This window comes from Pseudomonas sp. GM55 (genome assembly GCF_000282395.1).
Classification (GTDB): Bacteria; Pseudomonadota; Gammaproteobacteria; order Pseudomonadales; family Pseudomonadaceae; genus Aquipseudomonas; species Aquipseudomonas fluorescens_CC.
This window is the reverse complement of the sequence record NZ_AKJJ01000088.1, coordinates 1-24,097: the sequence shown is the minus strand read 5'-3', so window position 1 is coordinate 24,097 and position 24,097 is coordinate 1. Positions and strand designations below refer to the sequence as shown.

Genomic DNA, 24,097 nt, shown 5'->3' with positions numbered 1-24,097 from the left:
TCCTACAGGGCTCAAGCGTTTTTCCGGTCAAAAAAGCCCTGCTATCGCCAGCAGGGCTTTTTGGCGTCTGGCGGGCTTCAGATGCCCATGTTGGCCAGGGCCTGCCCGATGTTGCGCAGGGTGCCGGCAAGAGTCGGATGTTCGAGTTCGAAGCGCTCGACAGCGAGGTTGACGCCATCGGCGAGGCTGGAGTCCTGGGTTTTGGTTTCAAGCTCAAGCTTCAGTTCAATCTGCTGCATGAGCTCGTGCAATTCTGCGCGTTCGGCATCAGACAACGGAGGATTCTGTTCCAATTGCTCGCGCAGGGCATTGAGCTGTTCTTGCAGTTCGCGGGCAGGCATGGCGTTCTTCCTTTTCTCGATAGGCACTGGCATAGACCGCAGCGGCACGCCAAAGATCTATGGCTTCCCCTTAGATTAATCCACTCGCGCACAACCTGCATGATCTCGGTCAGGGCTTTTCGCCCTTGAGCCGACGCAAGCTGATATCGGCCAGGCAGGTGTCGAGTTCACCGAGGTGATCGATCACCGAATGCACGCCCAGACCGAACAGTTGCATCGTGGCCTTGGCGCGTTTGATGTCGCGCTCCTGCTGGGTCAACGCCTGCCATTCCTGGGGCGTCAACCCGCACAGCGAGCCGCAGGACGCCAGGCCGATGGTCCACAACCCGGCATTGAGCCCCGCTTGCAGCAAGCCGGGCTCACCGCTCACCAGTACGCAACCGTCGAGTCGGTCGACGTTCAGGGTCATCAAGGCCTGCCAGCAGGCATTCGGGGCGGGCCATGGATTGTATGTTTCTGGATGTTGCGAAGGTTTGATCCATTCCGGCAGTGCAGCGGCCAGAGATTGGCTGAGGGCAGGGGGCAGTTCATCGAGCCAGGCGCAGGGGATTTGCTGGCGCTGCAAGCTGCGCAGGCTATCCAGTGCGCCAGGTGTGGCCTCGGCGTGTTCGGCCGAGTGGCGGCCGTGCCGGTGCGTGTGTGCGCCGAAATCCACCAGGCAGCCACTGAGGCCGAACAGTACGGCGGTCAGGCAGGGGGCAGTTTGGGGCAAGGCTTCGGCGAGCGGCATGAGAACGTCCCTGAAATAGCCTGAAGGCTAGTGGGCGACGGTGACAGTTGAGTGACACGGATGTGAATCGCTCACATTTGGCGCGATTCCTTCGGTGTGGATTTCGTGCAAAGTGCCTTAAACGGCGATTACGTCTTATACTTGCCAACTTATTGCCTGGGCCAAGCGCCCGAGCCGGTACAAACCAAGGAGTTTTTTTTCTATGCGCTGGAGCAATCATCTAGCCAGGATTTGTGTATGCGCCAGTGCGATGCTGGTTCCGTTCGTTGCCCAGGCAGCCACGGAAGAGGATCCTTGGGAAAGCGTCAACCGCCCGATTTACAAGTTCAACGACGTAATCGATACCTACGCGCTCAAACCCCTGGCCCAGGGCTACCAGTACGTGACGCCGCAGTTTGTCGAAGACGGCGTTCACAACTTCTTCCAGAACATCGGCGATGTGCGCAACCTGGCCAACGATATCCTGCAGGCCAAACCTCGCGCCGCAGGCGTTGATACCGCACGAATCATTTTCAACACCACCTTCGGCTTGCTGGGCGTCATTGATGTCGGCACCAAGATGGGCCTGCAGCGCAATGACGAAGACTTCGGTCAGACGCTGGGCTACTGGGGTGTCGGCAGCGGCCCTTACGTGATGCTGCCACTGCTGGGGCCAAGCACCTTGCGTGATGCGCCATCCAAGTACGTCGACAGCTATACCGGTGCTTATCGTTACGTCAACGACGTGCCTGTGCGTAACTCGTTCTATGCCCTGGACATCATCGATACCCGTGCCAACCTGCTGTCGAGCGAGAAGCTGATCACCGGTGACAAGTACACCTTCATTCGTAATGCGTACTTGCAGAACCGTGAATTCAAGGTGAAAGACGGTCAGGTTGAAGACGATTTTTAACGTCGACCGGTAAATTGAAAAGGCGACCCTCAAGGTCGCCTTTTTTTGTCTGCGAAGACCTGCATGCGGTTGAAATCGAGCTTTTCACTATAGGCCCGAGCGGTTTGACTCATAGGTTCGAACCTTTCATTGGGTTACGGATTTGGCTGTTCTTATAACTCTCGGTGATTTGACAAATAAAGACGTCAAGCGACCATCGGCGTGAGCTTGAAACGCCCAGCGGATGGGAGTACCGTCTGCGCCTTAGAAGGGCACCTCTGGTGAACATGTGTGTAGGGCAAATGCCCGAAAGCGGTGCAACAGAGAGGCTAGAAAGCGAATCCAGTAGTCAGTGCCGGGCCGAAGTCCCCGCCTGCTACGCCAACCTAATTCTGGCGCCGTTTGCCCACATGCCAAAAACCAGTGCCACGCTGCTGATAATCGATGATGACGAAGTAGTGCGCGCGAGCCTCGCCGCCTATTTGGAAGACAGTGGTTTCAGTGTCTTGCAGGCCAGCAATGGTCAGCAGGGTCTTCAGGTATTCGAGCAAGACAAGCCCGACCTGGTCATCTGCGATCTGCGCATGCCGCAGATGGGCGGACTCGAACTCATCCGCCAGGTCACCGAGCTGTCGCCGCAAACGCCGGTGATTGTGGTTTCGGGTGCGGGCGTGATGAACGACGCGGTCGAAGCCCTGCGCCTGGGCGCAGCGGACTACCTGATCAAGCCTCTCGAAGATCTGGCCGTGCTCGAGCACTCTGTGCGCCGGGCCCTGGATCGTGCGCGCCTGTTGCTGGAGAACCAGCGCTACCGCGAGAAGCTGGAGAAGGCCAACCGCGAGCTCGCTGCCAGCCTGAACCTGCTCCAGGAGGACCAGAACGCCGGTCGCCAGGTGCAGATGAACATGCTGCCGGTCAGCCCGTGGGCCATCGACGAGTTCAAGTTTGCTCACCAGATCATCCCGTCGCTGTACCTGTCGGGTGATTTCGTCGACTACTTTCGGGTCGACGAGCGCCGGGTAGCCTTTTACCTGGCGGACGTTTCCGGTCATGGCGCCTCTTCAGCCTTCGTCACCGTGCTGTTGAAGTTCATGACCACGCGCTTGCTGTTCGAGTCCAAACGCAGCGGCACCTTGCCGGAATTCAAGCCTTCAGAGGTTCTTGGTCATATCAACCGGGGCCTGATCAGTTGTAAGCTGGGTAAACACGTCACAATGGTCGGTGGAGTCATCGACGAGGAGACCGGTTTGTTGACCTATAGCATCGGCGGTCATCTGCCGTTGCCAGTGTTGTACACGCCAGACAGTGTTCGTTATCTGGATGGACGTGGTCTGCCGGTGGGCCTTTTCAACGAAGCCACCTACGAAGACCATGTGCTGGAACTGCCACCGACGTTCAGCCTGACGCTAATGTCTGATGGCATTCTGGACCTTTTGCCAGAACCCACACTCAAAGAAAAAGAAGCGGCGTTGCCCCAACGGGTCAAGGCTGCGGGCGGCACCCTGGATGGGTTGCGGCAGGTTTTTGGATTGGCCACGCTAGGGGAGATGCCGGATGATATCGCCCTGTTGGTGTTGAGCAGGAATCTTTGATGAGTACCGGTAGAATCCAGTTCGCCGAGCAGGATGGCACCTTCGTCCTGAAGTTCATCGGTGAAGTTCGCCTGACCCTGTGTTCGGCGTTGGATGCGACTATTGAGCGGATCTTCAGCGCGTTGAATTTCAACGCGATCGTGATCGATCTGACCGAAACCCGCAGCATCGACAGCACCACACTTGGCCTGCTGGCCAAGCTGTCGATCCTGTCGCGGCAGAAAGTCGGCCTGCTGCCGACCGTCGTCACCACCCATGAAGACATCACGCGGCTACTGCAGTCCATGGGCTTCGAGCAGGTGTTCAACATCGTTGACAAACCTGTACCGTGCCCGGAATGCCTGGACGACCTGCCAGACCAGGATCAGTCCGAAGAAGTGGTGCGGATCAAAGTGCTCGAAGCGCACAAAATCCTCATGGGCCTGAACGACACCAATCGCGAAGCCTTCCATGATCTGGTGAATGCACTCGAACGCCACTGATCCCCTGTAGGAGCGAGCTTGCTCGCGATAGCGTCCTGACAGTCACCAGGCGCATACAAAAAAGGGCGAACCCACCAGGGTTCGCCCTTTTTGCATTGCACCCACTCAGATCACAGCTTGGCCTGCAACAACGCCTCGAGCTTCTCCTGGTCCCGCGCGAACTGACGAATGCCTTCTGCCAGTTTTTCGGTCGCCATCGCATCTTCGTTGGACAGCCAGCGGAATTGCGACTCGTTGAGGCTCAGGCGCGCTTCACCGGCATGGCCCGGTACCAGTTTACGCTCCAGCTTGCCGGTATCCGCCGCCAGCTTGTCGATCAGGTCCGGGCTGATGGTCAGGCGGTCGCAGCCGGCCAGTTGTTCGATCTGGCCCAGATTGCGGAAGCTCGCCCCCATGACCACGGTCTTGTAGTCATTGGCCTTGTAGTAGTTGTAGATGCGCGTCACCGACTGCACGCCCGGATCATCCGCGCCGGTGTAGTCATTGCCGTTGGCTTTCTTGTACCAGTCATAGATACGGCCTACGAACGGCGAAATCAGGAACACCCCTGCATCGGCACAAGCGGCTGCCTGAGCGAAGGAGAACAGCAGGGTCAGATTGGTCTGGATGCCTTCCTTTTCCAGGATTTCGGCCGCGCGGATGCCTTCCCAAGTGGATGCGATCTTGATCAGTACGCGGTCGCGGCCAATGCCAGCCTTGTCGTACAGCTCGATCAGGCGATGCGCGCGCTTCAACATGGCGTCAGTGTCGAACGACAGACGGGCATCCACTTCGGTGGAAATACGGCCCGGGATCACTTTCAGGATTTCTTGCCCCACGGCCACGCCAAAACGGTCGCTGGCCAGGCCGACATCGCCCTTGCAGTCTTTGACGCAGGCGTTCAGCAGCTCGGCATACGCAGGAATGGCCGCGGCCTTGAGCAGTAGCGAAGGGTTGGTGGTGGCGTCCACGGGTTTAACGCGAGCGATAGCTTCGAAGTCGCCGGTGTCGGCAACCACGGTTGTCATTTGTTTGAGTTGTTCCAGCTTGGAAGTCATGGGCGTGCTCTGTCCTATGGGTCTGATGACATTACCCGAGCGCTGACAGCCACTCAAGGGCGTGTACGTGTATAGACGGCCCCTGCGGCAACAACCTGAAAACGGCTGTTTGAAAGGCGGGGCGTGGTATCGAAGAATACGATACCGAAACGCCCCACAGGTTCAACGCAATTGACCGTCAGCGCCCCGTGGGCGTGCGTCCTGCTCCGGACTCAACTGGGTCGAAACTGCCATTTTCGCTGGTTTCGATTGGCCATCAGAGGTCAGCAAACCGAAATTTCTCTCCCGATCGTTGCTGCCCGTTTCACTGTTTTTCCACTCGTAAATCGATGTCAGCGCAATGTCGAGCTTCTTGACGTCAGCGATGAACGTACTGATTTTGCTGGCCTGCGCTTCAATCCCGCCGTTGGAGCTGAGCGAGGGAACGCCCCATTCACTGATGACGCCCGGTAGATGGAAGTTTTGCTGAATAAACGCCTGAGTCTTGCTGATTTGCGCCCCGGACATGCCATAAGGGTGATAAGAGATCGCACTCAGGCATTGGGGATATTCACTGACGATTTTGTTCAGCGCCAATGCTGACGTCGTGCCGGCACTCGGTGGCCGGGCGAAGCCAAAGCCGATCATAGGCGTCGATTGCGGTTTGCCCTGCAGCGACCTGCACACGGCACTCATGAACGGAACAAAGGTCGTGTCGAGACTTCGGGTTGGCCAGTACTTCGCCAGGTCCGGTTCGTTCCATATTTCAATCGCGACGAGCTGCGCGCCGTATGAACTCTCCAGCGCCTTCACCGAATTGGCGAACGATTCGCCCGCGGCAGCGAGTTCGCTGACGTTGCCGGACGCGGAGGTTAGCGCCTTGGTCGAGCGTACGGTCATCAGTACCGGTAGATCGGCGGACTTGGCCGCGGCGAAGGCATCGCTGATCTGCTTTTGATACGCCGCGCCGCCCAGGCTGTTGGTCCATACGCCAAAGCGCACGAATCCGAAGCCTGCGGCTTTGATCTGCTCGGCGTCGGCGGGGGAGAAGGTCTGGATCTTCACCTGGACACCGATGGTTTTGTTGGCGGCAAGTACGGGGAACACGTCACTGGCGTAAACCTGACTGGCTGCACTGAGCATTAACAGGGTCGAGGCGATGAGCCGTTTGAAATGTGCTGATTTCATGCCTGCTCTCCTGACGGGTAATGATATTTCCAATCGTTGACTCGCTACTTTCATTTCGATACTCGAGAGGGTGTGAAGTGCGCGAATGTTATTTTTTGTCGGATAACTTTTTCCGGAAAATCACAGTTATTTTTGGTCCGGTAATTCTGGTTGGGTGGTTTTTGGTGGCTGTGGTACTTAATGCACTTGTATTAACAGGGCGAATCTATTTCTGAGTGCCGGCAGGTCTTGTGGGTTCACTAAAGCCCATTCGACATGTTGGCCTATTGATATTACACAGGAAAGTAACCTTGTTCAGAAAGATCCTTGTCGTTTGCGTGGGCAATATCTGCCGAAGTCCGACAGCAGAAGCTTTGCTGCGTAACGCGCTGGCCACTTCAACGATCACAGTGACCTCGGCGGGCCTTGCCGCACGGACCGGCGAGGCCATGGAAGCAACGGCCCTCCAGGTTCTGGAAGACCATGGGCACTGCGCCCGGGGGTTTACAGCGCGGCAAATTACACCGGACATCGTGAATGAATCGGACCTGATTCTGGTCATGGAAAAAGAGCATGTAAAACAAGTACTGAAGATTGCCTCTCATGCGAGGGGTAAAGTGTTTTTGCTCGGCAAGTGGCAAAACGAACGAGAAATACAGGATCCGTATCGTCAAGGAAAGGCCGCTTTTATTCATGCCCATGCATTGATTGAAGATGCTGTTAGCTCATGGGCGCAGCGCCTCGGACATTGATGAATATTCTTCAGATCAGTGAATGGTAAGAACAGACTTATGCAGTTACCGTCAGTAATCGGCACCCGTGACAACGATCAAGACAGTATTGATCTTCTCGGCATATTTGGCTCTTTGATCGACCAGAAATGGTTGATCGGCGCGCTCACTGGTGCCTTCATGGCAACCGGCGTTGCCTATGCGGTTTTGGCCACTCCGGTGTACCTGGCGAACGCGCTGGTTCAGGTCGAGCCGAAAAAGAACGACATGCTCGGGTTTTCCGATCTCAACAGCATGCTCGGCGGGCAATCGCCGTCGGTGACCGAAATCGGCATCATCAAATCCCGCGCGGTGATCGGCAAAACCGTCGATGATCTTCGCCTTGATATCGACGTCACCCCCAACACCTTCCCGGTCATTGGCGGTTTTCTCGCCCGACGTTATCGCGGCGAGACTGAGTTCAGTCTAGCGGCGCCGCGTTTCCGCCTGAACAGCTATGCCTGGGGCGGTGAGCGCCTGGAGATCACCCGGCTCAATCTGCCAAAAGAGCTGCTGGGCAAGAAACTCACGCTGATCGCTGGTGAGCAACATCGATTCCGGTTGTTCGATGAAAACGACAACTTGCTGGTGGAAGGCGTTGCTGGCGAAGCGTTTGCGCAAAACGGCATAGAAGGGCAGATCGCTCAGCTGTCGGCGAACCCTGGCACCCGCTTCGAAGTGGTGCGCAATTCACGGATCGTGACCATCCAGAGTTATCAGGATGCGCTGGACATTTCCGAGCAAGGCAAGGAGTCGGGGATTATTCGTTTGGCCCTGGCCAGCACCGACGCGGCCGAGGCGGTGAAAATCCTCAATAAAATCGCTTCGTTGTATGTGCAGCAGAACGTGCAACGCACGTCGGCGGAAGCGGCGCAGAGCCTGGAGTTCCTGCAAGGCCAGCTGCCGCAGGTCAAACGCGACCTGGCCAAGGCTAGCGATGCGCTCAATGGTTATCAAACCCGCGGCAAGACGGTCAACATTTCCCTCGAAACCCAGTCGGTGCTGGAACAGGTTGTCAGTCTGGACACGCGTATCTCCGAACTGAAAATGCAACAGGCGGAGATGGATCGCAAGTTCACCAAACAGCATCCGGCGTATCGCGCGCTGATGACCCAGATCGGCGAATTGACCCAGCAGCAGAAGGCGCTGGAGAGCAAGGCCCAGGACCTGCCTGCCACGCAACAGGAACTGCTGAACCTGACCCGCGATGTGGAAGTGGCGTCGCAGATCTACACGCAACTGCTGAACAAATCCCAGGAGCTGGATATTGTCCGGGCGGGGGCGGTGGGCAATGTGCGCTTGATCGACACCGCGGATGTCGACTTGACCAACCCGGTCAAGCCGCGCAAGGCCTTGATCGTGCTGATTGCAACCTTCCTCGGCGCCTTTTTCGGGGTAGCGCTGGTGTTGCTGCGCAAGTCCCTGAGCCGAGGCCTGGAAGCCCCTGAGGCCATCGAGCAACTCGGCTTGCCGGTGTACGCGTCGATTCCATACAGCGCGCTGCAAAAGGAAGAGGACAGTAAAAAGGTTCGTTCCCAGGACGGGACGGGCAAGCCGGCGTATCTGTTGGCGCTGCGTAACCCGACGGACCTGTCCATCGAGTCGATCCGCAGTTTGCGCACGTGTCTGCACTTTGCGGCGCTGGATTCGACCAACAACCGGATCATGATTTCCGGCCCCAGCCCGCAGGTTGGCAAAACCTTCGTCTCTTCCAACCTCGCGGCAGTCATGGCGCAAAGCGGGCAGCGGGTGGTGCTGATCGATGCCGACATGCGCAAAGGCCATCTGCACAAGACGCTCAACACACCGATCACCAACGGTTTGTCGGACCTGTTGGTCAAGCGCTGCAGCATTGAGCAGGCCATTACTCAACTCGAAATCGACAACCTGCACTTCATCAGCCGCGGGCAGGTCCCGCCCAATCCTTCCGAGCTGTTGATGCACGCCAATTTCCGCGAGCTGCTGGCGCAACTCAGCGAGCTGTATGACGTGGTGATCATCGATACGCCGCCGCTGCTGGCGGTGACGGATGCGGCGATTGTCGGTCGTGAAGCGGGGATCAGCCTGATTGTCACGCGCTTCGGGGTGAACCCGGCCAAAGAGATCGAACTGACGATTCGTCGATTCGCCCAGAACGGTATCGAGTTGAAGGGCGCAGTGTTCAACGGTGTCGAGAAGCGTGCTGCCAGCTACTACGGCAACGGCGGCTATGGCTATTACAACTACGAATACGCGTCCGATAAATCCTGAGTGTCAGCGATTGTCCTTACATGCATGAAGTGGGTGAGTTGTGAAAAAAATACTGCACGTGGCTGAGACGATAAAAGGTGGCGTCGCGACGGTGATCCGCACGATTTCGGCTTCGCCCGAAGGCGACGCGGCAAACTATGAGTTGGTCTATCTGGTCCCGCAGGATCAGGAAAAAGAACTGCACGGGATTGCTGGGCAACAGATCCGCACCTTCGCCCGGACCGGGCGCAATGTGCCGTCGTTGCTGCGCTTCGCCTGGCGACTGACCCAGGTGATGCTCAAGGAAAAACCCGATGTGGTGCATTTGCACAGCACCTTTTCCGGGGTGATTGGCCGTTGCGTGTGTGTGCTGTTGCGACCGTGGCGCAAGCCGAAAATTGTCTACTGCCCGCACGCCTTTTCGTTCCTGATGGAAAGCTCGCCGACCAAGCAGAAAGCCTATGCGTGGATCGAGCGGGTATTGCAGAAGGTCACCGATGTGATCATCTGCGTCAGCCAGTACGAGCTCGACAAAGCCGCGCGGTTCGGCATTCAGCGCAAGCGCATGAAGCTGATCTACAACGGCATTCATCACAAGGATGGCGCGCCTAAAGCCAATAATCCCGAGCCGATTCACCTGCTCTTCGTCGGCCGTCTCGACTACCAGAAAGGCTTCGACGTGTTGCTCAAGGCCTTCGCCAAGGTACAGCGCAGCGACCTGAAACTGACGGTGGTGGGCAGTGCCGTGAACGAGGATTCGGTCGAGTGTCCGCCGATGGAAGGGGTTGAATACCTGCCGTGGGTCACGCCGAGCGAAGTGCAGGCGCTGTACCAAAAAGCCGATGCGCTGATCGTCCCGAGTCGCTGGGAAGGCTTCGCCATGGTGCCGCTGGAAGGCATGGCCATGGGCTTGCCGGTGATTGCCAGCAATTGCACGTCGCTGCCCGAGTTGGTCACCAATGAGGTGTCCGGCTACGTCTTTCCCACCGGCGACCACCAGGCGCTGGCCGACGTGCTGGCGAAAATCCAGAAGCCGAAGTTGCTCGACCTCGGCAGCGAAGGTCGCAAGATCGTCCGCGAGCGCTTCAGTGCCGCGTTGATGATCCGTCAGACCTATGACCTGTATCGCGCCCCCACTTTTTAAGTAGAACTCAGCTTATGAACGTAACGATTTTGCATGGCTACAGTGCGTCCAACTCCGGTGACGGTCTGCTCGTCGATTTGGCCATTGCCCTGGTGCAGCGCAACTTTGGTGAAGACACCTCGATCAATGTCGTGGCCTCGGATCCGCAATCCTTCGACTACCTGCCGCACAAGCGTTTTGACGCGCCGGTGATGGCGGCCAAGGGTTTGGGTCGGGTCAAGCAAGCGGTGTTTCTCAATCAGTCTTATGCAGGCCTGGCAGAGCTGCTGAAGAAAACCGATTTGATCGTCGGCGTCGGTGGCGGTTACATGCGCTCGAAAAGTGCCTTCGAACACATCAAGCTGAAACTGGGCCACGCCAAGCAACTGGAAACCGCGATCCTCAGCAAAGTGCCGTCGGTGTACCTGCCGCAAAGCATCGGGCCGTTTCATGGTGAGAGCCGCAAGATCGTCGAGCATTACGCCAGCGCCGATGCGGTGTTTGTACGTGACAACAGGTCCTCGGCGATTTTCGATGCCTGTGAAAATGTCTACCGGGCGCCGGATCTGGCGGTCCAGTCATTGGCCAGCAAAATCCTCATGCAGCCCAAGTTCACCCGTTGCGCATCATCGCCGGCAACGGTGTGCGTCGTACTGCGCAAGCCGCCGGAGTGGAGCAAGGAGAAGAAGGTCGCTTACGTGGCCAATTTGAAGTTGCTGCTGCAGCGCTTGAAGAACAGAAGCAAAGTGGTTTGCGCGGTCCAGAGCGCCGTTCGCGGCAATGATGACGGTGCGTTCTATCGCGAATTGGGCATTACCGAAGACCTGCTGCCATTGAAAGCGACGTTGGCCAAATATCAGCCGGACCTGGTGATTTCCGTGCGTCTGCACGGCGCCATCGAATCGCTGTTGTCCGGCGTTCCGGCGTACCACATCAGCTATGAGCGCAAAGGTTTTGGCGCTTATCAGGACATGGGCGTGGAAGACTGGGTGATCAACGGCGGTGACATTAATGTCGACACCATCATCGACACGGTCTACGCACCGAACGCCTTATCCAGTTTCGGTAAACGCCTGACCGACACCTGCCGCGAGATCGAGGCGAAAACCGTGGCCATGGACGACATCATCAAAGGTATCGTTCGATGATATTTCGGCTACTGCTTCGCGGCGGGGCATTGGGCGCGAAGTTTTTGCTGGTGCTGGCGATCACCCATTTCCTCGGGTATGAGGCGTTGGGCTTTTACGGCGTGGTGGTCGCCGCCTCGTTGATTGCGTCGAAGTTCTACAGCGTCGGTTTCAGTTCGGAAATCAATCGGCTGATCAGCGTCGGTGGCAGTTCGCGACGGGTCGTCGACAAGGTCCTGCTGCTGTACCTGGCCGTGGGGCTGCTGTTGTCGGTGGCGACGGTGTTGGTTTATTCGCTGTTCCAGGAGGTCGAGGCAACGACCGCGCTGATCCTCTGCGTGACGCTGGTGCTGCTTACCGAGCACCTGTCCTTCGAGATCAACTCCTTCGTGTTTTCGGCGCAGAAAGCCACCGCAGGCGCACTGCTGTTTTTCATCAAGACCGGCCTCTGGGCATTGCTGGCGGTGGGCGGGATGATGTTCGGCCAGGTGTCCGGGATCGCCAGTGTGCTTTGGCTGTGGGTCGCCGCCAACGTGCTGGTGATCGTGGCCGGTTACCTGATTGTGGTGAGCGTGCACAAGGGGCGGGTGACCGGCACGTTGGCCACGGCAACCGTGTGGAAGGCCGGGCTGCCGTTCTATCTCGGCACCGGGTTGATCGCATTGAGTCAGTATGCCGAGCGCTTTCTGATCGCCGATCTGGAACCTTATGCCAGCCTCGGTAAATACGTGTACGCGTGGTCGGCGGCCAACACCTTGCAAGCGCTGTCCTACGCGGTGGTGGCGGTGGTCGGCATTCCGGTGCTCGCCAAGCGTTTCCAGGCTGATCAACAGCTGTTCACGGTCAGGCAATTGTTCGTGAACAAGTGGGTCATGCGCTCGCTGGCGGTGTCCGCTGCGGTGGCGGTGCTGATTTACCTGTTCTTCAACGTGGTGCTCGATTACGTTGCCACCAGTGTTCCTCGCCCGGACAACGCGATCCTTGGTGTGTTGATTTTTTCCTTCGCCCTGCGTGCGATTGGCGACATCGTCTGGGGTGGGCTGATTGCTTCGAAAAACAGCCGGGTGTCACTGGCCAGTGCAGCGATCTGCTTGTTGGTTTCGGTGCCCGTCAGCTACGTGCTGATCAAGCACTATTCGATTTATGGCGCTGCCTGGGGCAACGTCTTTGCGATCATCGTGCAGCTCGGCGTGATTGCCGTGTTGACCCGTGTGACCCGGCCGAAAGGGGCTTTGGCATGGGGTTGAAGCTGCCACTGATCGAGTTTCGCGGCAGAAAGCTCGATTCCTCGATTTCGTTCCTGATCCTGTTCACCGGGTTGTTTCTGTCGGTGGCCATGCCGCTGTTGGTCCCCCGCGATCCAGGCCCGGATGCCATGACCTTGTGGTCGTCCTACGCCCGTGCCGACAACTGTAATTTCTGGAACCCGTTCTCGCCGGATCGCTCTTCCTACGAGTGTTCGGCGTTCCTGCTGCGGCCCACCGGGATCAATCTGACCAATGCCTGGGCCTACGGCATGTTCTGCAATTTTTTCCTCACGGCAATTCCGGTGGTGGTCTTCCGGCGCATGCCTTTGGCGATTTTCGGCACGCTGTGTCTGTGGGGCATCGTTCGCTCGTTTTTCCTTGAAAATCTGACCAAGGAAATCATTGTGTCGGTGGCGGTGTTGAGCATTTTGCTCAGCTCGTTGACGCGTAAATATCGCGGCGGATTTTTCTTCTCGGCGGTGATCTACGGCGTGCTGATCCGACCCTACTGGATTCTGTTTTCACTGTCCTGGGTCGGCGTCTGCGTGATGAAGAAGTATGTCTCGCGCTTCACCTTCTTCCTGATGCTGTTCCTGTTCTACCTGGCGGTCGCCATGGCGATCCAGGTGGCGCTCGGCTTTCCGGTGTCGTCGATTCGCGCCAGTAACAACGAACTGCGCACGGCGGGTGAGGAGGGCTCGAAGTCATTGATCGTGTCCTGGCTCAGCGGCGGCGATTTCGTCTCGCAGGCGCTGGACTCGATGATCATCTTCTTCCGGCTGTCGTTCCCGGTGGAGCTGATTCTGCTGTCGGGGCCAGGGCAGGTGATCTTCGTGGCGTTGATGATCATGACCGCGTTGCTGCTGTTCAAAGTCATCACCTCGACCGATTACAAAGGCGCGCCGATCCAGACCAAACCCAAGGAACTGATCGCGATTCCCCTGGCGTTTCTGCTGGTTCAAGGCCTGTTCGAGCCGGACTTCGGCTCCTTCGCCCGGCACTTCTCGATGGTGGTGCCAGTGTTGTTCGTGGGCCTGGGATTGATGCTGCGAGCGAACAAGCCGGTGCAAGTTGAATCAAGAGTTCTGAATTGAGGCAGGTGCTTTATGTCGAGCAAGAAAAAGTCCCTGGAGATCGAAACCCTGCGTGGCCTGGCGTGCCTGCTGCTGGTGCTCTATCACGTCATCGGCCCGTTGGGCGGTGGCTTGAAAATAGACATCGGCTCGCCGTTTCGGGTGATCGCCGATTCGATGGTGTATGTGCGCATGCCGCTGTTCACCTTCATTTCCGGCTACATTTACGCCATCTACAAAATCCGCGGCAATGACTTTTCAGCGTTTTTTTCCGGCAAGGTCCGGCGGCTGATCGTGCCGCTGTTTTGCGTCGGTGTTCCGTTCTCCGTGTTGCAGGCGGTGGGTCCGGGTGTGAACAAGGACGTCGGTGTGATCGATGCGTTGTTGTCGTTCTACGTGCCGGTCAACCACTTCTGGTTTTTGCAGGCGGTGTTCATCATCTTCATGTTCGTCGGTCTGCTGGAGTGGCGTGGCTTGTTGCGCACGGCGACTCGGCTGTATCTGTTGTTTGCGTTTGCCGCGCTGGTGTTTCTACTGCCACCGTTCAAGTTCGATGCGTTCGGCATCAACGGCGCGATCTACCTGCTGCCGTTTTTCGTGGCGGGGATGATTGGCCGGGCAAAGGTCGGCGTGTTCAAGCAACGGTTCAAGGTGATCGGCCCGTTGGTGTTCGTGTTGATCTCGCTGACGCTGCTGTACGTGGCGGCAGTGGATCGCGAGTTGATCGTCGATCGCCGCAGCCTGATCGGTTTGACGGTGGGCTGCGTGTCCTGCATTGCGTTGCTGTCGAGTGACATGCGCTCGAAGTGGCTGACCTGGTTGGGCGGATATTCCTATGCGATTTTCCTGTTCCATGTGCTGTTCGCCGCCACATCGCGGTTTGTGCTGGGGCGCTTGGGCGTGAAGGATGAAAGCCTGCTGGTGCTCGGTGGCGTGGCTTGTGGCTTGCTGGGGCCGGTTGTTCTCTCGATTGTTTTCAGTCGATTCAATTTCACTTCCGTGCTGTTTCTGGGGGAGCGTGCGGCGACCAGGAAACCGGCGGCGAACATCGCCCCGGTGGCGCAATCCTGATGATTGTCCGAGTGAAGGAAACGCTGCATGTTGGCAGTTGATGACGTCCAGCCTGTTGCGGCGTCGGTGGTCGAAGTTGGCGATGCGCGCGAGCGGTTTGCTCAGTGGCGCGAAGGCAAAGCGGGGAAGGTGCTGTCGATCTCGGTGATCGGCGACAGCTACAGCGCCGGGCAGGATTTCTATCTGAACAGGCTGGTGCAGCGTGTGGCCGGAGAGGTCGGTTTTGCCGGCCCCGGTTACGTCGGTTTCAACCACGGCGCGGCACTTGGCGGCTCGCATTTCAAATACACCCGCAGCAGCGAAAAGTACTTCGGTGGTGACTGGCAGGTGTCCGGCCTCGGCCAGGCCAGCCCCGACAGCCGCACCGTGACGGGGCGGCCCGGCGCATGGCTTCAGGTCGATGCCAGCCCGACACCGGCGATCAACACCGCTGTCACTCAGGCGAAATTGTTCTACCTCGGCAACGGTGAATCCAGTGAGGTGCGCTATCGCTGGACGCCATCGCAAGACTGGCAGCCATTGCAGCTCGAAGGCGCCGGGGTTCAGGAAGTGTTGCTGCCAGGCACATCGGTCGGGGCGGATTGGGCATTCAGGCTGGAAGTGGTGAAAGGTGCGTCAACGCTGTTTGGCTTGTGGATGAGCAACGATCAGGGCGGCGTGCGGGTGTCCAAGCTTGCCGCATCCGGCGCGGCATCCGTTGACTTCTACCACAACGACCCTCAGTGGCAGGCGCAGTGGAAAGCGGTGGTGTCGAAGATCCCCGCAGATATTTACCTGATCATGCTCGGCGGTAACGATCAGGGTTTCGGCGTGAAACCCGAGCAGTATCTGAAAAACGTTCAGGGGTTGGTGGGGATGGTCCGCGAGATTCAACCAGCGGCGAGCATCAACCTGATCCTGCGCCAGGACACCACGCGATCCAGTGCCTACCCGATGTCGGCTTATGCGCAGGTTCTGGAGCCCTGGGCACGCAAGGAACACCTCGGTTACGCCAATCTGCAGTGTGCGTTCGGTACCGACGTCAAACGCTACACCGCCGCCATGATCGGCCCGGACAAGATTCATCCGGTTCCGGCCACGGGAGGGCGAGTGATCGCAGATTTTTTCTATCGCCTTATTGTCGGTGGCAATAAGGGCAACTGCGGCACGACACTGTAGGAGCGAGCTCGCTCGCGAAAAACGTCTGGACAACTCGGTGATTCAGGTCGGGCGCGTTATCGTTGGCGTCCATCGCGAGCGAGCTCGCTCCTACAGGGCAGTCGATTCGAAGCGCTCCAGATGAGCGAGCAGCTCTGCGGTCTTGAGCGGCATCAGTTGTGTAACACAACGGGTTTCCACATTGATGATGATCGCCGGCTCGTTGCAGCAAATGCGCACCCGGAATCGCCAGTCGTTGAAAATCACTTTCAGTCCGTCACGGTCATCGATTTCCAGCGCCTGCCCGAGGTAAAGCCTTTTCAGGTGAGCGAGGAGGGGATAGGGGTCGAGCATCGGCCGGCGGATGTCTCCGGAAGAGGGAAACATACCGATTCGTTCCACCAGCAGAGTGGGGCCGAGCCAGGACTCGTTGGCGCTCGGCAACCGCTGATGTCGCGATAGCGAGGACATCACCCCGAGGTTGCCCACCTCCATTTCAATGTATGCCGAGAGTTTTTCAATGTTCATGGTTGGCCTGCCTGAATGAAGAGTGGGCGTCGGGTGTTGGAGCCGTCTCAGCGGCCCTTGAGATACACGTTCTCGTAGCAGAAGTTGGTCGCCTGCAGGTAGCCCTCGGCATCACCGCAATCGAAGCGCAAACCCTTGAACTTGTAGGCCAGCACACAGCCGTCCTGCGCCTGTTTCATCAAGGCGTCGGTGATCTGGATCTCGCCACCTTTACCCGGTTCGGTGTCGGCGATCAGGTCAAAGATATCGGGCGTCAGAATGTAGCGGCCGATGATCGCCAGATTTGACGGAGCGTCTTGCGGGGCAGGCTTTTCCACCATGTGGTTGACCCGGTAGATGCCGTCGGACATCAGCTCGCCGGCGATCACGCCGTACTTGTGGGTCTGGTCGCGTGGGACTTCCTGGATGGCCACGATCGAGCAGCGGAATTTGTTGTAGAGCTGGATCATTTGCGCAAGGACGCCGTCACCTTCCAGGTTCAGGCACAAGTCATCGGCCAGTACCACGGCGAACGGCTCATCGCCGATCAACGGACGACCGCTGAGAATCGCGTGACCCAACCCCTTCATTTCCACCTGACGGGTGTAGGAGAAGGTGCAGGTGTCGATCAGCTCGCGGGTGCCGGCGAGGAATTTCTCTTTCTCGGTGCCGCGAATCTGGTGCTCCAGCTCATAGCTGATGTCGAAGTGGTCTTCCAATGCGCGCTTGCCCCGCCCGGTCACGATTGCCATGTGCTGCAGGCCGGCGTCCCGCGCCTCTTCAACGGCGTACTCGATCAACGGCTTGTTGACGATCGGCAGCATTTCCTTGGGCATCGCTTTAGTTGCCGGCAAGAAACGCGTGCCATAGCCGGCAGCGGGGAACAAACATTTACGAATCATAAAAGTATCCTGGACAGTCATGGAACACAGCCAACGGGTGCGCGCACTAACGAAGGGGTGAAAGTTTCAATGGGTATTGAAGGATTGCTTTAATACCTGAGTCAGGTGGTTAATGGCAATTAGCAATGATGGTAAAACATGACAATGTTATGAGATGTCAGTTGGAGTGCTATTAGTTATTTTTAGTCGGTATCTGTTGATAGTGATGAGTGCACTTGGAGTGCTAATAAGTACCGGGCAATACAGTTTGACCTGCAAAAATATTTATTGCCAGTCGTTGAACTAATTTTGTTTTAGGTTGTTGTCGCCTTATTTGTGTGGGTTGCGACACATATCCACGGCGTGAGGCTTGACACGCTACTTGGCACTTATCCAATGACGGACCGCGCTATGAAGATTCTGGTAACGGGTGGCACTGGCTATATCGGCTCACACACCACACTTGCCCTGCTTGAAGCAGGTTATGAAGTTGTCGTGCTGGATAATCTTTGCAACAGCAGCGATGCGGCACTGCACGCCGTGGAAGCCATCTGCGGCAAAAGTGCGCTGATGATTCGCGGCGATGTGTGTGACAGGTCCTTGCTGGACCGGATTTTCCGTGAGCACAGCATCGACGCTGTCCTGCATTTTGCCGGGCTCAAGGCTGTCGGCGAGAGCGTGCGCAAGCCGCTTGAGTATTACGAGACCAACGTCGGCGGCAGCATCACGCTGTGCCAGGCGATGGCGGCGGCCGGGGTGTTTCGCCTGGTGTTCAGCTCATCGGCTACGGTGTATGGCGAGCCGGAGCAGATGCCGATCCGCGAGGATTTCCCCACGGGCAACCCGACCAATCCCTACGGTCAATCCAAGTTGATCGTCGAAAATGTGCTGCGCGACCTGAGCCTGGCCGAACCGCGCTGGAGCATCGCGCTGTTGCGTTACTTCAACCCGATCGGGGCGCATGACAGCGGTCAGATGGGCGAGGACCCCAACGGCATCCCCAACAATCTCGTGCCTTACATCAGCCAGGTGGCGGTCGGCAGCCTGCAGGAGTTGTCAATCTACGGCGACGATTACCCCACGGTCGACGGCACGGGCGTGCGTGACTATATCCATGTCGTGGACTTGGCGGACGGGCACCTGAAGGCCCTGCAGTCCATCGTCGGACGCACGGGCATTCATGCCTGGAATCTGGGCACGGGCGATGGCTACAGCGTGATGCAAGTGCTGCGCGCTTTCGAACAGGCATGCGGGCAAGCGGTGCCGTATCGGGTGATGCCGCGTCGCTCGGGTGATATTGCCCAGAGCTGGGCCGACGCTTCCAAGGCCGCCAGGGAGTTGGGCTGGAAAGCCACGCGCAACTTGCAGGACATGGTCACCGACACCTGGCGCTGGCAATCGAATCACCCCAAGGGCTACCTGGGATGATGGCGTTTTAGCCCAATGTTATTTCCGGTCAGGTTGTTAGATATCGTCGGGAAAATACACTGGCAATGCCTTTTGCAAGTCCGTAGATATAAACCTGCCGTTCGACTTTTATCAGTTGGGTAAGACTGTGAAAGAACAACGGATCTTGTTCGCGATTTTCGCGGACTTGAACTCTACCACCTCTAACGCAATGCCCGATTTCTATCAGGTTGAATGTTAGAAAGGAGTTGATATGAAAAAAGTGATGGCGATTGCCCTGTTGACGATGTTGAGCAACTGGGCTACCGCAGCTGAAGCGCCGCTTACAGCGGTGACCCATGTAGTCGGTAATGTAGCGGCTTCCCAAGCCCCTGCAGCCAGTACTGCAATGGTTGCCAGTGCCATAGCGGCGTCCAACAGCGGTGGAAGTGCCAACGGCGGTACCACCGGTACGACAGGTACCACCGGTACAACCGGCACGCACAACTAACTGAAACATCTGTTGGTGCAGTACAAGGTCGCCCGACGAAAGTCGGGTGACTTTGTTTTTAGATTCGCCCTTGAATAGCGTAGTGCCATTATGACTCGTAGTGTTTATCTTTTAATGTTGGCAAGTATCGCTTTGCAAGGTTGCATGTTTTCCCCCGGCCAATACCTGAGCACCAGTGCTATCACTCGCCAAGGGGCCAGTGAAAGCAGCCGGGTCGAGCTGATTCCGATCACCCCCAAGCTGATCTCCATGAACCGGGCCACGCAAAAGCGCGAGTCAGTGCCGGCTGAATTGTTGGCGGCGCCTGCCGAATACCGCATCGGCAACAACGATGTCCTGTACATCACGGTCTGGGATCACCCCGAGCTGACGGCCCCGTCCGGCGCGCAACAACAGATCGATGCCAACGGCCGTCTGGTGCGTTCCGATGGCACGCTCTATTACCCGTACATCAAGGAAGTCCAGGCCGCCGGCCGGACCATCCAGGAGCTGCGCTCGGACATCGAACAACGACTGTCGGCGTTCATCGCCGAGCCGCAGGTGGATGTCGCGGTGTTGCGTTTTGCCAGTCAGAAAGTCGTGGTAACGGGGGCGGTTTCCAAGGCCGGCTCACAAGCGATCTCCACCAATCCGCTGAGTGTGGTCGAAGCCCTCGGTTCTGCCGGTATTGATACCAGCAATGCCGATCTGTCGGGCCTGTTGCTGACGCGCAACGGGCGGGTTTACCCGCTCAATCTTGACTCGCTCAATCAACAGGACTCCGAGTTGCAGAACATCTACCTCAAGGGTGGAGATCAGTTGTACCTGCCATACAACGACAACAAGCGCATCTACGTCATGGGTGAGGTCAATCAGCCGCGCGCATTGAGCTTCAAGACCGCCACCATGAACCTGTCCGATGTGCTCGGCTCGGTGGGCGGCCTGAGTCAGACCACCTCCAACGGCAACGCCGTGTACGTCATCCGGGGCGTTGAAAACCTGGATGTGGAACCGGCGAAGGTTTACCAGCTGGAAGCCGAATCGCCAACTGCCATGGCGCTCGCCTCGCACTTCGAAGTGCGTCCTCAGGACGTCGTGTATGTCGGGCCTGCCAACGTGACTCGCTGGAACCGCTTCATCAGCCAATTGGTGCCATCGGCAACGATTGTCGGTACGGGCGCTTCCGCAGCGAAGAACATGAGTGAAGTCAGCAGCAACAGCAAATAAGGCCGGGCCCGACAGTGAAAACGTTGAAAGTTGGCGCCTGCTTGATTGCGGCCGTGATGTTGAGTGGCTGTAACCCGCTGATGAGCGCTTCGTTTAGCAACCTCAAATCGGCGGTGATCGGGCCGGATGAGTTGGAGGTGACGCCGGCACAAGTGGCCGAGGTCAAGTATCCGCAACTCAAACTGACCACGCCGTCCGGTTCTGGCGTGCTGGCGCTGATGCGTGAGCGCGATGACCTGCAGTTCTGGGTCGCGTCCGGCAAACAGGTTCTGCTCATGCGCGATGGCCTTGCGGTGCGCAGCATCGGCCTGGGCCAGGGCGGCGATCTGGACGGGACGCGTCTTGCCGACGCCGCGCCCTTCAAGCAAGGCCTTCATCGAGTGCCGGATGGCTACACCAGCCAGCGCTGGATCGATCTCTATCAAGGCCAGGAAGTGGGGGTGACCTTGAACAGTCGCTTCTTGCGCAAATCCATGGAAACCCTCGAAATCCTCAACAAGGAATACACCGTGCTACGTGTCGATGAGCAGATTGACGCCCCGGCCATCGGCCTGAGTGCGACCAATCGTTACTGGGTCGATCCCGTTGACGGCTTCATTGTGCAGAGTGAGCAGCAACTGACCTCGCAGTTGCGAGTCAAGATTGTGCAACTGACCCCTGACCGCAGGCATGCCCGTTGAAGCGGGTCAGGGCTCTATCGGCGTGCCTGCTGTTGATCACTGGCGTCAGCCAGGCAGCGGTCACCGTCACCGGCGACGTTGCCAATCCGGGGGCGGTCGACCTGCCAGCGGGCGGGCGATTGCTGGACGTGATCAGCGTGGCACAGCCCAATGCCGAGAGTTACTGGCTGGCGGGCGTATTGCTGCGTCAGTCCTTGCTTGAGGAACAGTCTCGGCTCAAGGCCGGGGTGCTGTTCGATCTGGACGTGTTGCAGCGCATGGCCTTGCTCTTCGATAGACCGAGCCGGGCAGCCCTCGCTGTGCGGCTGGCCGAGCAAGTCAGGCACATGCCGGTCACCGGGCGCCAGGTGGCAGAACTGGACCCGGTCGCAGTGGAAGTCGGGTTTGCCCGCAACATTCGCCTGGACGACGGCGACCGCCTCATCTACCCGTTGCGAGTCGACGAAGTAGAGGTTCTGGGGGCTGTCGCCGAGCCGTGCCGGTTGCGCTATCAACCGCTGCAAGAGGCCCGCGATTACCTGCAAGGCTGCACGCCGCTGGTCGATGCTGACGCCGATTACCTGTGGTTGATCCAGCCCAACGGTGTCTCCCGGCGCGTCGGTATTGCGCACTGGAATCGTGAGAGCGGGCAGATACCTGTCGCCGGCAGCAAAATTTTGGTTCCGGTCAAAACCGATGACCTTGATCCGCCTGTCCCTGAACTGAATCAGCAGTTGGCCGAATTTATTGCCACGCAGCTGGCTGAGGTGGTTCGTTGAATTTACGTTTTGCAGCCGTATTGTTATTACCCTGTGGTCTGGCTTATGCAGAACCACGCATTACTCAGAATGATTTCGGTGGCGCTGGCTTGTTGCAAACGCCAACGGCCAGAATGGCGCCGGCCGGTGAGTTGAGCCTGAATGCCAACCGCACCGAGCCCTATAGTCGTTACAGCGTTTCACTTCAGCCACTTGAGTGGCTGGAAGGCTCGTTTCGCTATACCGCGATCACCAACCGTCCCTACGGTCCCGAGTCGTTGAGCGGCAACCAGAGCTATAAGGACAAGGCGGTCGACCTCAAGGCCCGCCTGTGGGAAGAAACCCATTGGGCGCCCGAGGTGGCCGTGGGCTTCCGGGACATCGGTGGTACAGGCCTGTTCGCCAGTGAGTTCGTGGTGGCCAACAAGCGCTACGACAATTTTGATTTCAGTGCCGGCATTGCCTGGGGTTACCTGGGCAATCGCGGCGACTTCGAAAACCCGCTGGGCGAGCTCGATGATCGCTTCAAGACCCGTCCGGCCAGCGAAGGTACCGGTGATGTCAACGCCGGGTCCTATTTTCGTGGCAGTCCTTCAGTGTTCGGCGGCGTGAGCTACCAGACGCCCTGGGATCGGCTCAGCCTGAAACTCGAATACGAAGGCAACGATTACAAGAACGAGCCGAAGGACAACGAGATCAAGCAGGACTCGCCGATCAACCTCGGCGCGGTGTTCAAGCTGACTGACTCGATCGACGTCAGTGCGGCGTGGGAGCGTGGCAACACGGCGATGTTCGGCGTCACCTTTCACACCAACTTCGCCAGCCGCAAGGCGCCGGCCAAGACGCTGGATCCGCCGGCCGAACCGTTGCCGGCAAAGGCGTCGACCACTGCGATGGATCAGGTCAACTGGTCCGATGTGTCCCGGCGCCTGCAGCAGAATGCCGGGTACAAGGTCGAGCGTATCAGCCAGCGTGGCTCCGAGTTGTTCGTGTACGGCGAGCAGTCGCGTTATTTCCATTCGGCCAAGGCCGTTGGCCGAGCGAGCCGGATTCTGGACAACAGCGTCAACGACGAGATCGACTGGTTCACCGTGGTCAACAAGCGCTACGACCTGCCGCTTGAAGAAACCAGCGTGCCTCGGCAAACCTTCCGCGAGGTGATCAACAACGAGGAGCCGCTGCAGGCGCTGCACCGCACCACCGAGATCAACCCGGCGGTGCCGCACAACGAGAAAACCCTCTTCACCGAAGCGCCTCAGCCATTCGCCTATGGCGTCGGGTTGGGCTTCAAGCAGAACGTGGGTGGCCCCGATGGCTTGCTCTATCAGTTCACCGCCGACGCGGACGCGGAGTACCGCTTTAACCGCAACACCTGGTGGAGTGGCTTGCTCAGTGCCAATCTGATCAACAACTTCGACAAGTTCACCTATGACGCACCCAGTGGCTTGCCGCGCGTGCGCACCGACTTGCGCAAGTACATGACCACTTCCGATGTCACCATGCCGTTGTTCCAGTTCAGCCATGCCGAGCCGTTGGACAAAGACCTGTATGGCATGGTTTACGGTGGCTACCTGGAGTCGATGTTTGCCGGCGTCGGGGGCGAGGTGCTGTTCCGTCCGACTGGCCAGCGCTGGTCGGTGGGGGCGGACCTGAACTACGTCCGCCAGCGTGAGTTCGATCAAGGGTTTGGTTTGCGTGACTATTCCGTGGTGACCGGCCACATCACCGGCTACACCGACTTGCCCCACGATATACTTGCCGCCGTCAGCGTCGGGCGTTACCTGGCAGGTGACTGGGGCGGCACGCTGGATATCTCGCGGGAGTTTTCCAATGGCGTACGGTTTGGCGGGTGGGCAACGATCACCACCGTAGTCGGCGCTCAATACGGCGAAGGCAGTTTCGACAAAGGCATCTACCTGTCCATTCCGTTCGATGAACTGATGAGCATGTCGACCATGCGCCGCGCCAACCTCGTCTGGTCGCCACTGACCCGGGACGGCGGTGCACGGCTCAATCGCAGCTTCCAGTTGCACTCCATGACCGACAGCCGCGACGACGACATGTTCTATCGCAACTTCGAGAAGATCACCGAGTAACCTGTAGGAGCGAGCCTGCTCGCGAAGGCGTCGGCACATCCGGCATTGATGTTGACTGACCCAACGCTTTCGCGGGCAAGCCACGCTCCCACACGGGTCTTTTGGCGAACCGGAGAT

General features: G+C 58.1%; 23 protein-coding genes. 17 read left to right on the top strand and 6 right to left on the bottom strand.

Going from position 1 to position 24,097, the window contains the following annotated elements:
• Positions 1–77: 77 nt before the first annotated feature.
• Both PMI31_RS21705 and PMI31_RS21700 read right to left on the bottom strand, forming a co-directional pair.
• Positions 78–341: a DUF4404 family protein gene (locus PMI31_RS21705; RefSeq protein WP_008020667.1), complete on the bottom strand. Its 264-nt coding sequence runs from the start codon at positions 339–341 to the stop codon at positions 78–80.
• 109 nt (positions 342–450) lie between these two features.
• Positions 451–1,071, bottom strand: coding sequence for a hypothetical protein (locus tag PMI31_RS21700; protein WP_008020665.1), 621 nt, complete (start codon positions 1,069–1,071; stop codon positions 451–453).
• 202 nt (positions 1,072–1,273) lie between these two features.
• Between PMI31_RS21700 and PMI31_RS21695 the strand changes: the two genes are divergently transcribed.
• The 3 genes from PMI31_RS21695 (at position 1,274) to rssC (ending at position 4,016) form a co-directional block, all read left to right on the top strand.
• A complete protein-coding gene (locus tag PMI31_RS21695; RefSeq protein WP_008020663.1) occupies positions 1,274–1,963 on the top strand; it encodes an MlaA family lipoprotein in 690 nt (229 codons plus the stop codon).
• A gap of 389 nt (positions 1,964–2,352) precedes the next feature.
• Positions 2,353–3,534, top strand: coding sequence for a two-component system response regulator RssB (gene rssB / locus PMI31_RS21690; protein WP_043302549.1), 1,182 nt, complete (start codon positions 2,353–2,355; stop codon positions 3,532–3,534).
• Positions 3,534–4,016 carry an anti-sigma factor antagonist RssC gene (rssC, locus tag PMI31_RS21685; protein ID WP_008020659.1) on the top strand — a complete coding sequence of 161 codons (483 nt, stop codon included), beginning with the start codon at positions 3,534–3,536 and terminating at the stop codon, positions 4,014–4,016. The genes rssB and rssC overlap by 1 nt, the downstream gene beginning before the upstream one ends.
• 110 nt (positions 4,017–4,126) lie before the next feature.
• Here rssC and tal read toward each other — a convergent pair whose 3' ends face one another.
• Together tal and PMI31_RS21675 are read right to left on the bottom strand one after the other, a co-directional pair.
• Entirely contained in the window at positions 4,127–5,053 is a 927-nt protein-coding gene (gene tal, locus PMI31_RS21680) for a transaldolase (protein WP_008020657.1), read from the bottom strand.
• 162 nt (positions 5,054–5,215) lie between these two features.
• Entirely contained in the window at positions 5,216–6,220 is a 1,005-nt protein-coding gene (locus PMI31_RS21675) for a hypothetical protein (RefSeq protein WP_008020654.1), read from the bottom strand.
• Between the two features lie 290 nt (positions 6,221–6,510).
• On the opposite strand from PMI31_RS21675, the gene PMI31_RS21670 reads away from it, so the two are divergent.
• From PMI31_RS21670 to PMI31_RS21635, 8 genes are read left to right on the top strand one after another with little or no spacing between them, the layout of a single operon-like run.
• The gene (locus tag PMI31_RS21670) at positions 6,511–6,951 is read left to right on the top strand and encodes a low molecular weight protein-tyrosine-phosphatase (protein WP_008020652.1); all 441 of its coding nucleotides are present in this window, start codon (positions 6,511–6,513) and stop codon (positions 6,949–6,951) included.
• A 39-nt stretch (positions 6,952–6,990) separates the two neighbouring features.
• Positions 6,991–9,219 carry a polysaccharide biosynthesis tyrosine autokinase gene (locus PMI31_RS21665; RefSeq protein WP_008020649.1) on the top strand — a complete coding sequence of 743 codons (2,229 nt, stop codon included), beginning with the start codon at positions 6,991–6,993 and terminating at the stop codon, positions 9,217–9,219.
• A 40-nt stretch (positions 9,220–9,259) separates the two neighbouring features.
• Positions 9,260–10,342 (top strand): glycosyltransferase family 4 protein, encoded by a 1,083-nt coding sequence (locus tag PMI31_RS21660; RefSeq protein ID WP_008020648.1) that lies wholly within the window; start codon positions 9,260–9,262, stop codon positions 10,340–10,342.
• A gap of 14 nt (positions 10,343–10,356) precedes the next feature.
• Positions 10,357–11,469: a polysaccharide pyruvyl transferase family protein gene (locus PMI31_RS21655; RefSeq protein ID WP_008020645.1), complete on the top strand. Its 1,113-nt coding sequence runs from the start codon at positions 10,357–10,359 to the stop codon at positions 11,467–11,469.
• Positions 11,466–12,695 carry a polysaccharide biosynthesis C-terminal domain-containing protein gene (locus tag PMI31_RS21650; RefSeq protein WP_008020644.1) on the top strand — a complete coding sequence of 410 codons (1,230 nt, stop codon included), beginning with the start codon at positions 11,466–11,468 and terminating at the stop codon, positions 12,693–12,695. Before PMI31_RS21655 ends, PMI31_RS21650 begins: the two co-directional genes overlap by 4 nt.
• Positions 12,686–13,789, top strand: coding sequence for a hypothetical protein (locus PMI31_RS21645; protein WP_008020643.1), 1,104 nt, complete (start codon positions 12,686–12,688; stop codon positions 13,787–13,789). Before PMI31_RS21650 ends, PMI31_RS21645 begins: the two co-directional genes overlap by 10 nt.
• Positions 13,790–13,801: 12 nt before the next feature.
• The gene (locus PMI31_RS21640; protein ID WP_008020641.1) at positions 13,802–14,839 is read left to right on the top strand and encodes an acyltransferase family protein; all 1,038 of its coding nucleotides are present in this window, start codon (positions 13,802–13,804) and stop codon (positions 14,837–14,839) included.
• 27 nt (positions 14,840–14,866) lie between these two features.
• A complete protein-coding gene (locus PMI31_RS21635) occupies positions 14,867–15,997 on the top strand; it encodes an SGNH/GDSL hydrolase family protein (RefSeq protein WP_008020640.1) in 1,131 nt (376 codons plus the stop codon).
• 90 nt (positions 15,998–16,087) lie between these two features.
• Here PMI31_RS21635 and PMI31_RS21630 read toward each other — a convergent pair whose 3' ends face one another.
• Positions 16,088–16,504 (bottom strand): hypothetical protein, encoded by a 417-nt coding sequence (locus PMI31_RS21630; RefSeq protein ID WP_008020638.1) that lies wholly within the window; start codon positions 16,502–16,504, stop codon positions 16,088–16,090.
• A gap of 47 nt (positions 16,505–16,551) precedes the next feature.
• A complete protein-coding gene (gene galU / locus PMI31_RS21625; RefSeq protein ID WP_008020637.1) occupies positions 16,552–17,385 on the bottom strand; it encodes a UTP--glucose-1-phosphate uridylyltransferase GalU in 834 nt (277 codons plus the stop codon).
• Between the two features lie 390 nt (positions 17,386–17,775).
• On the opposite strand from galU, the gene galE reads away from it, so the two are divergent.
• From galE to PMI31_RS21595, 6 genes are all read left to right on the top strand, one after another.
• Positions 17,776–18,792, top strand: a complete 1,017-nt coding sequence (gene galE, locus PMI31_RS21620; RefSeq protein WP_008020635.1) for a UDP-glucose 4-epimerase GalE — start codon at positions 17,776–17,778, stop codon at positions 18,790–18,792.
• Positions 18,793–19,024: 232 nt separating this feature from the next.
• On the top strand, positions 19,025–19,261 hold the full coding sequence (locus PMI31_RS21615; protein ID WP_008020634.1) for a hypothetical protein: 237 nt from the start codon (positions 19,025–19,027) through the stop codon (positions 19,259–19,261).
• A gap of 144 nt (positions 19,262–19,405) precedes the next feature.
• Positions 19,406–20,467, top strand: a complete 1,062-nt coding sequence (locus PMI31_RS21610; RefSeq protein WP_008020632.1) for a polysaccharide biosynthesis/export family protein — start codon at positions 19,406–19,408, stop codon at positions 20,465–20,467.
• A 14-nt stretch (positions 20,468–20,481) separates the two neighbouring features.
• Positions 20,482–21,147: a YjbF family lipoprotein gene (locus PMI31_RS21605; protein ID WP_008020630.1), complete on the top strand. Its 666-nt coding sequence runs from the start codon at positions 20,482–20,484 to the stop codon at positions 21,145–21,147.
• On the top strand, positions 21,144–21,905 hold the full coding sequence (locus PMI31_RS21600) for a capsule biosynthesis GfcC family protein (RefSeq protein WP_008020628.1): 762 nt from the start codon (positions 21,144–21,146) through the stop codon (positions 21,903–21,905). Before PMI31_RS21605 ends, PMI31_RS21600 begins: the two co-directional genes overlap by 4 nt.
• Positions 21,902–23,980: a YjbH domain-containing protein gene (locus tag PMI31_RS21595; protein ID WP_008020626.1), complete on the top strand. Its 2,079-nt coding sequence runs from the start codon at positions 21,902–21,904 to the stop codon at positions 23,978–23,980. The genes PMI31_RS21600 and PMI31_RS21595 overlap by 4 nt, the downstream gene beginning before the upstream one ends.
• Positions 23,981–24,097: the final 117 nt, after the last annotated feature.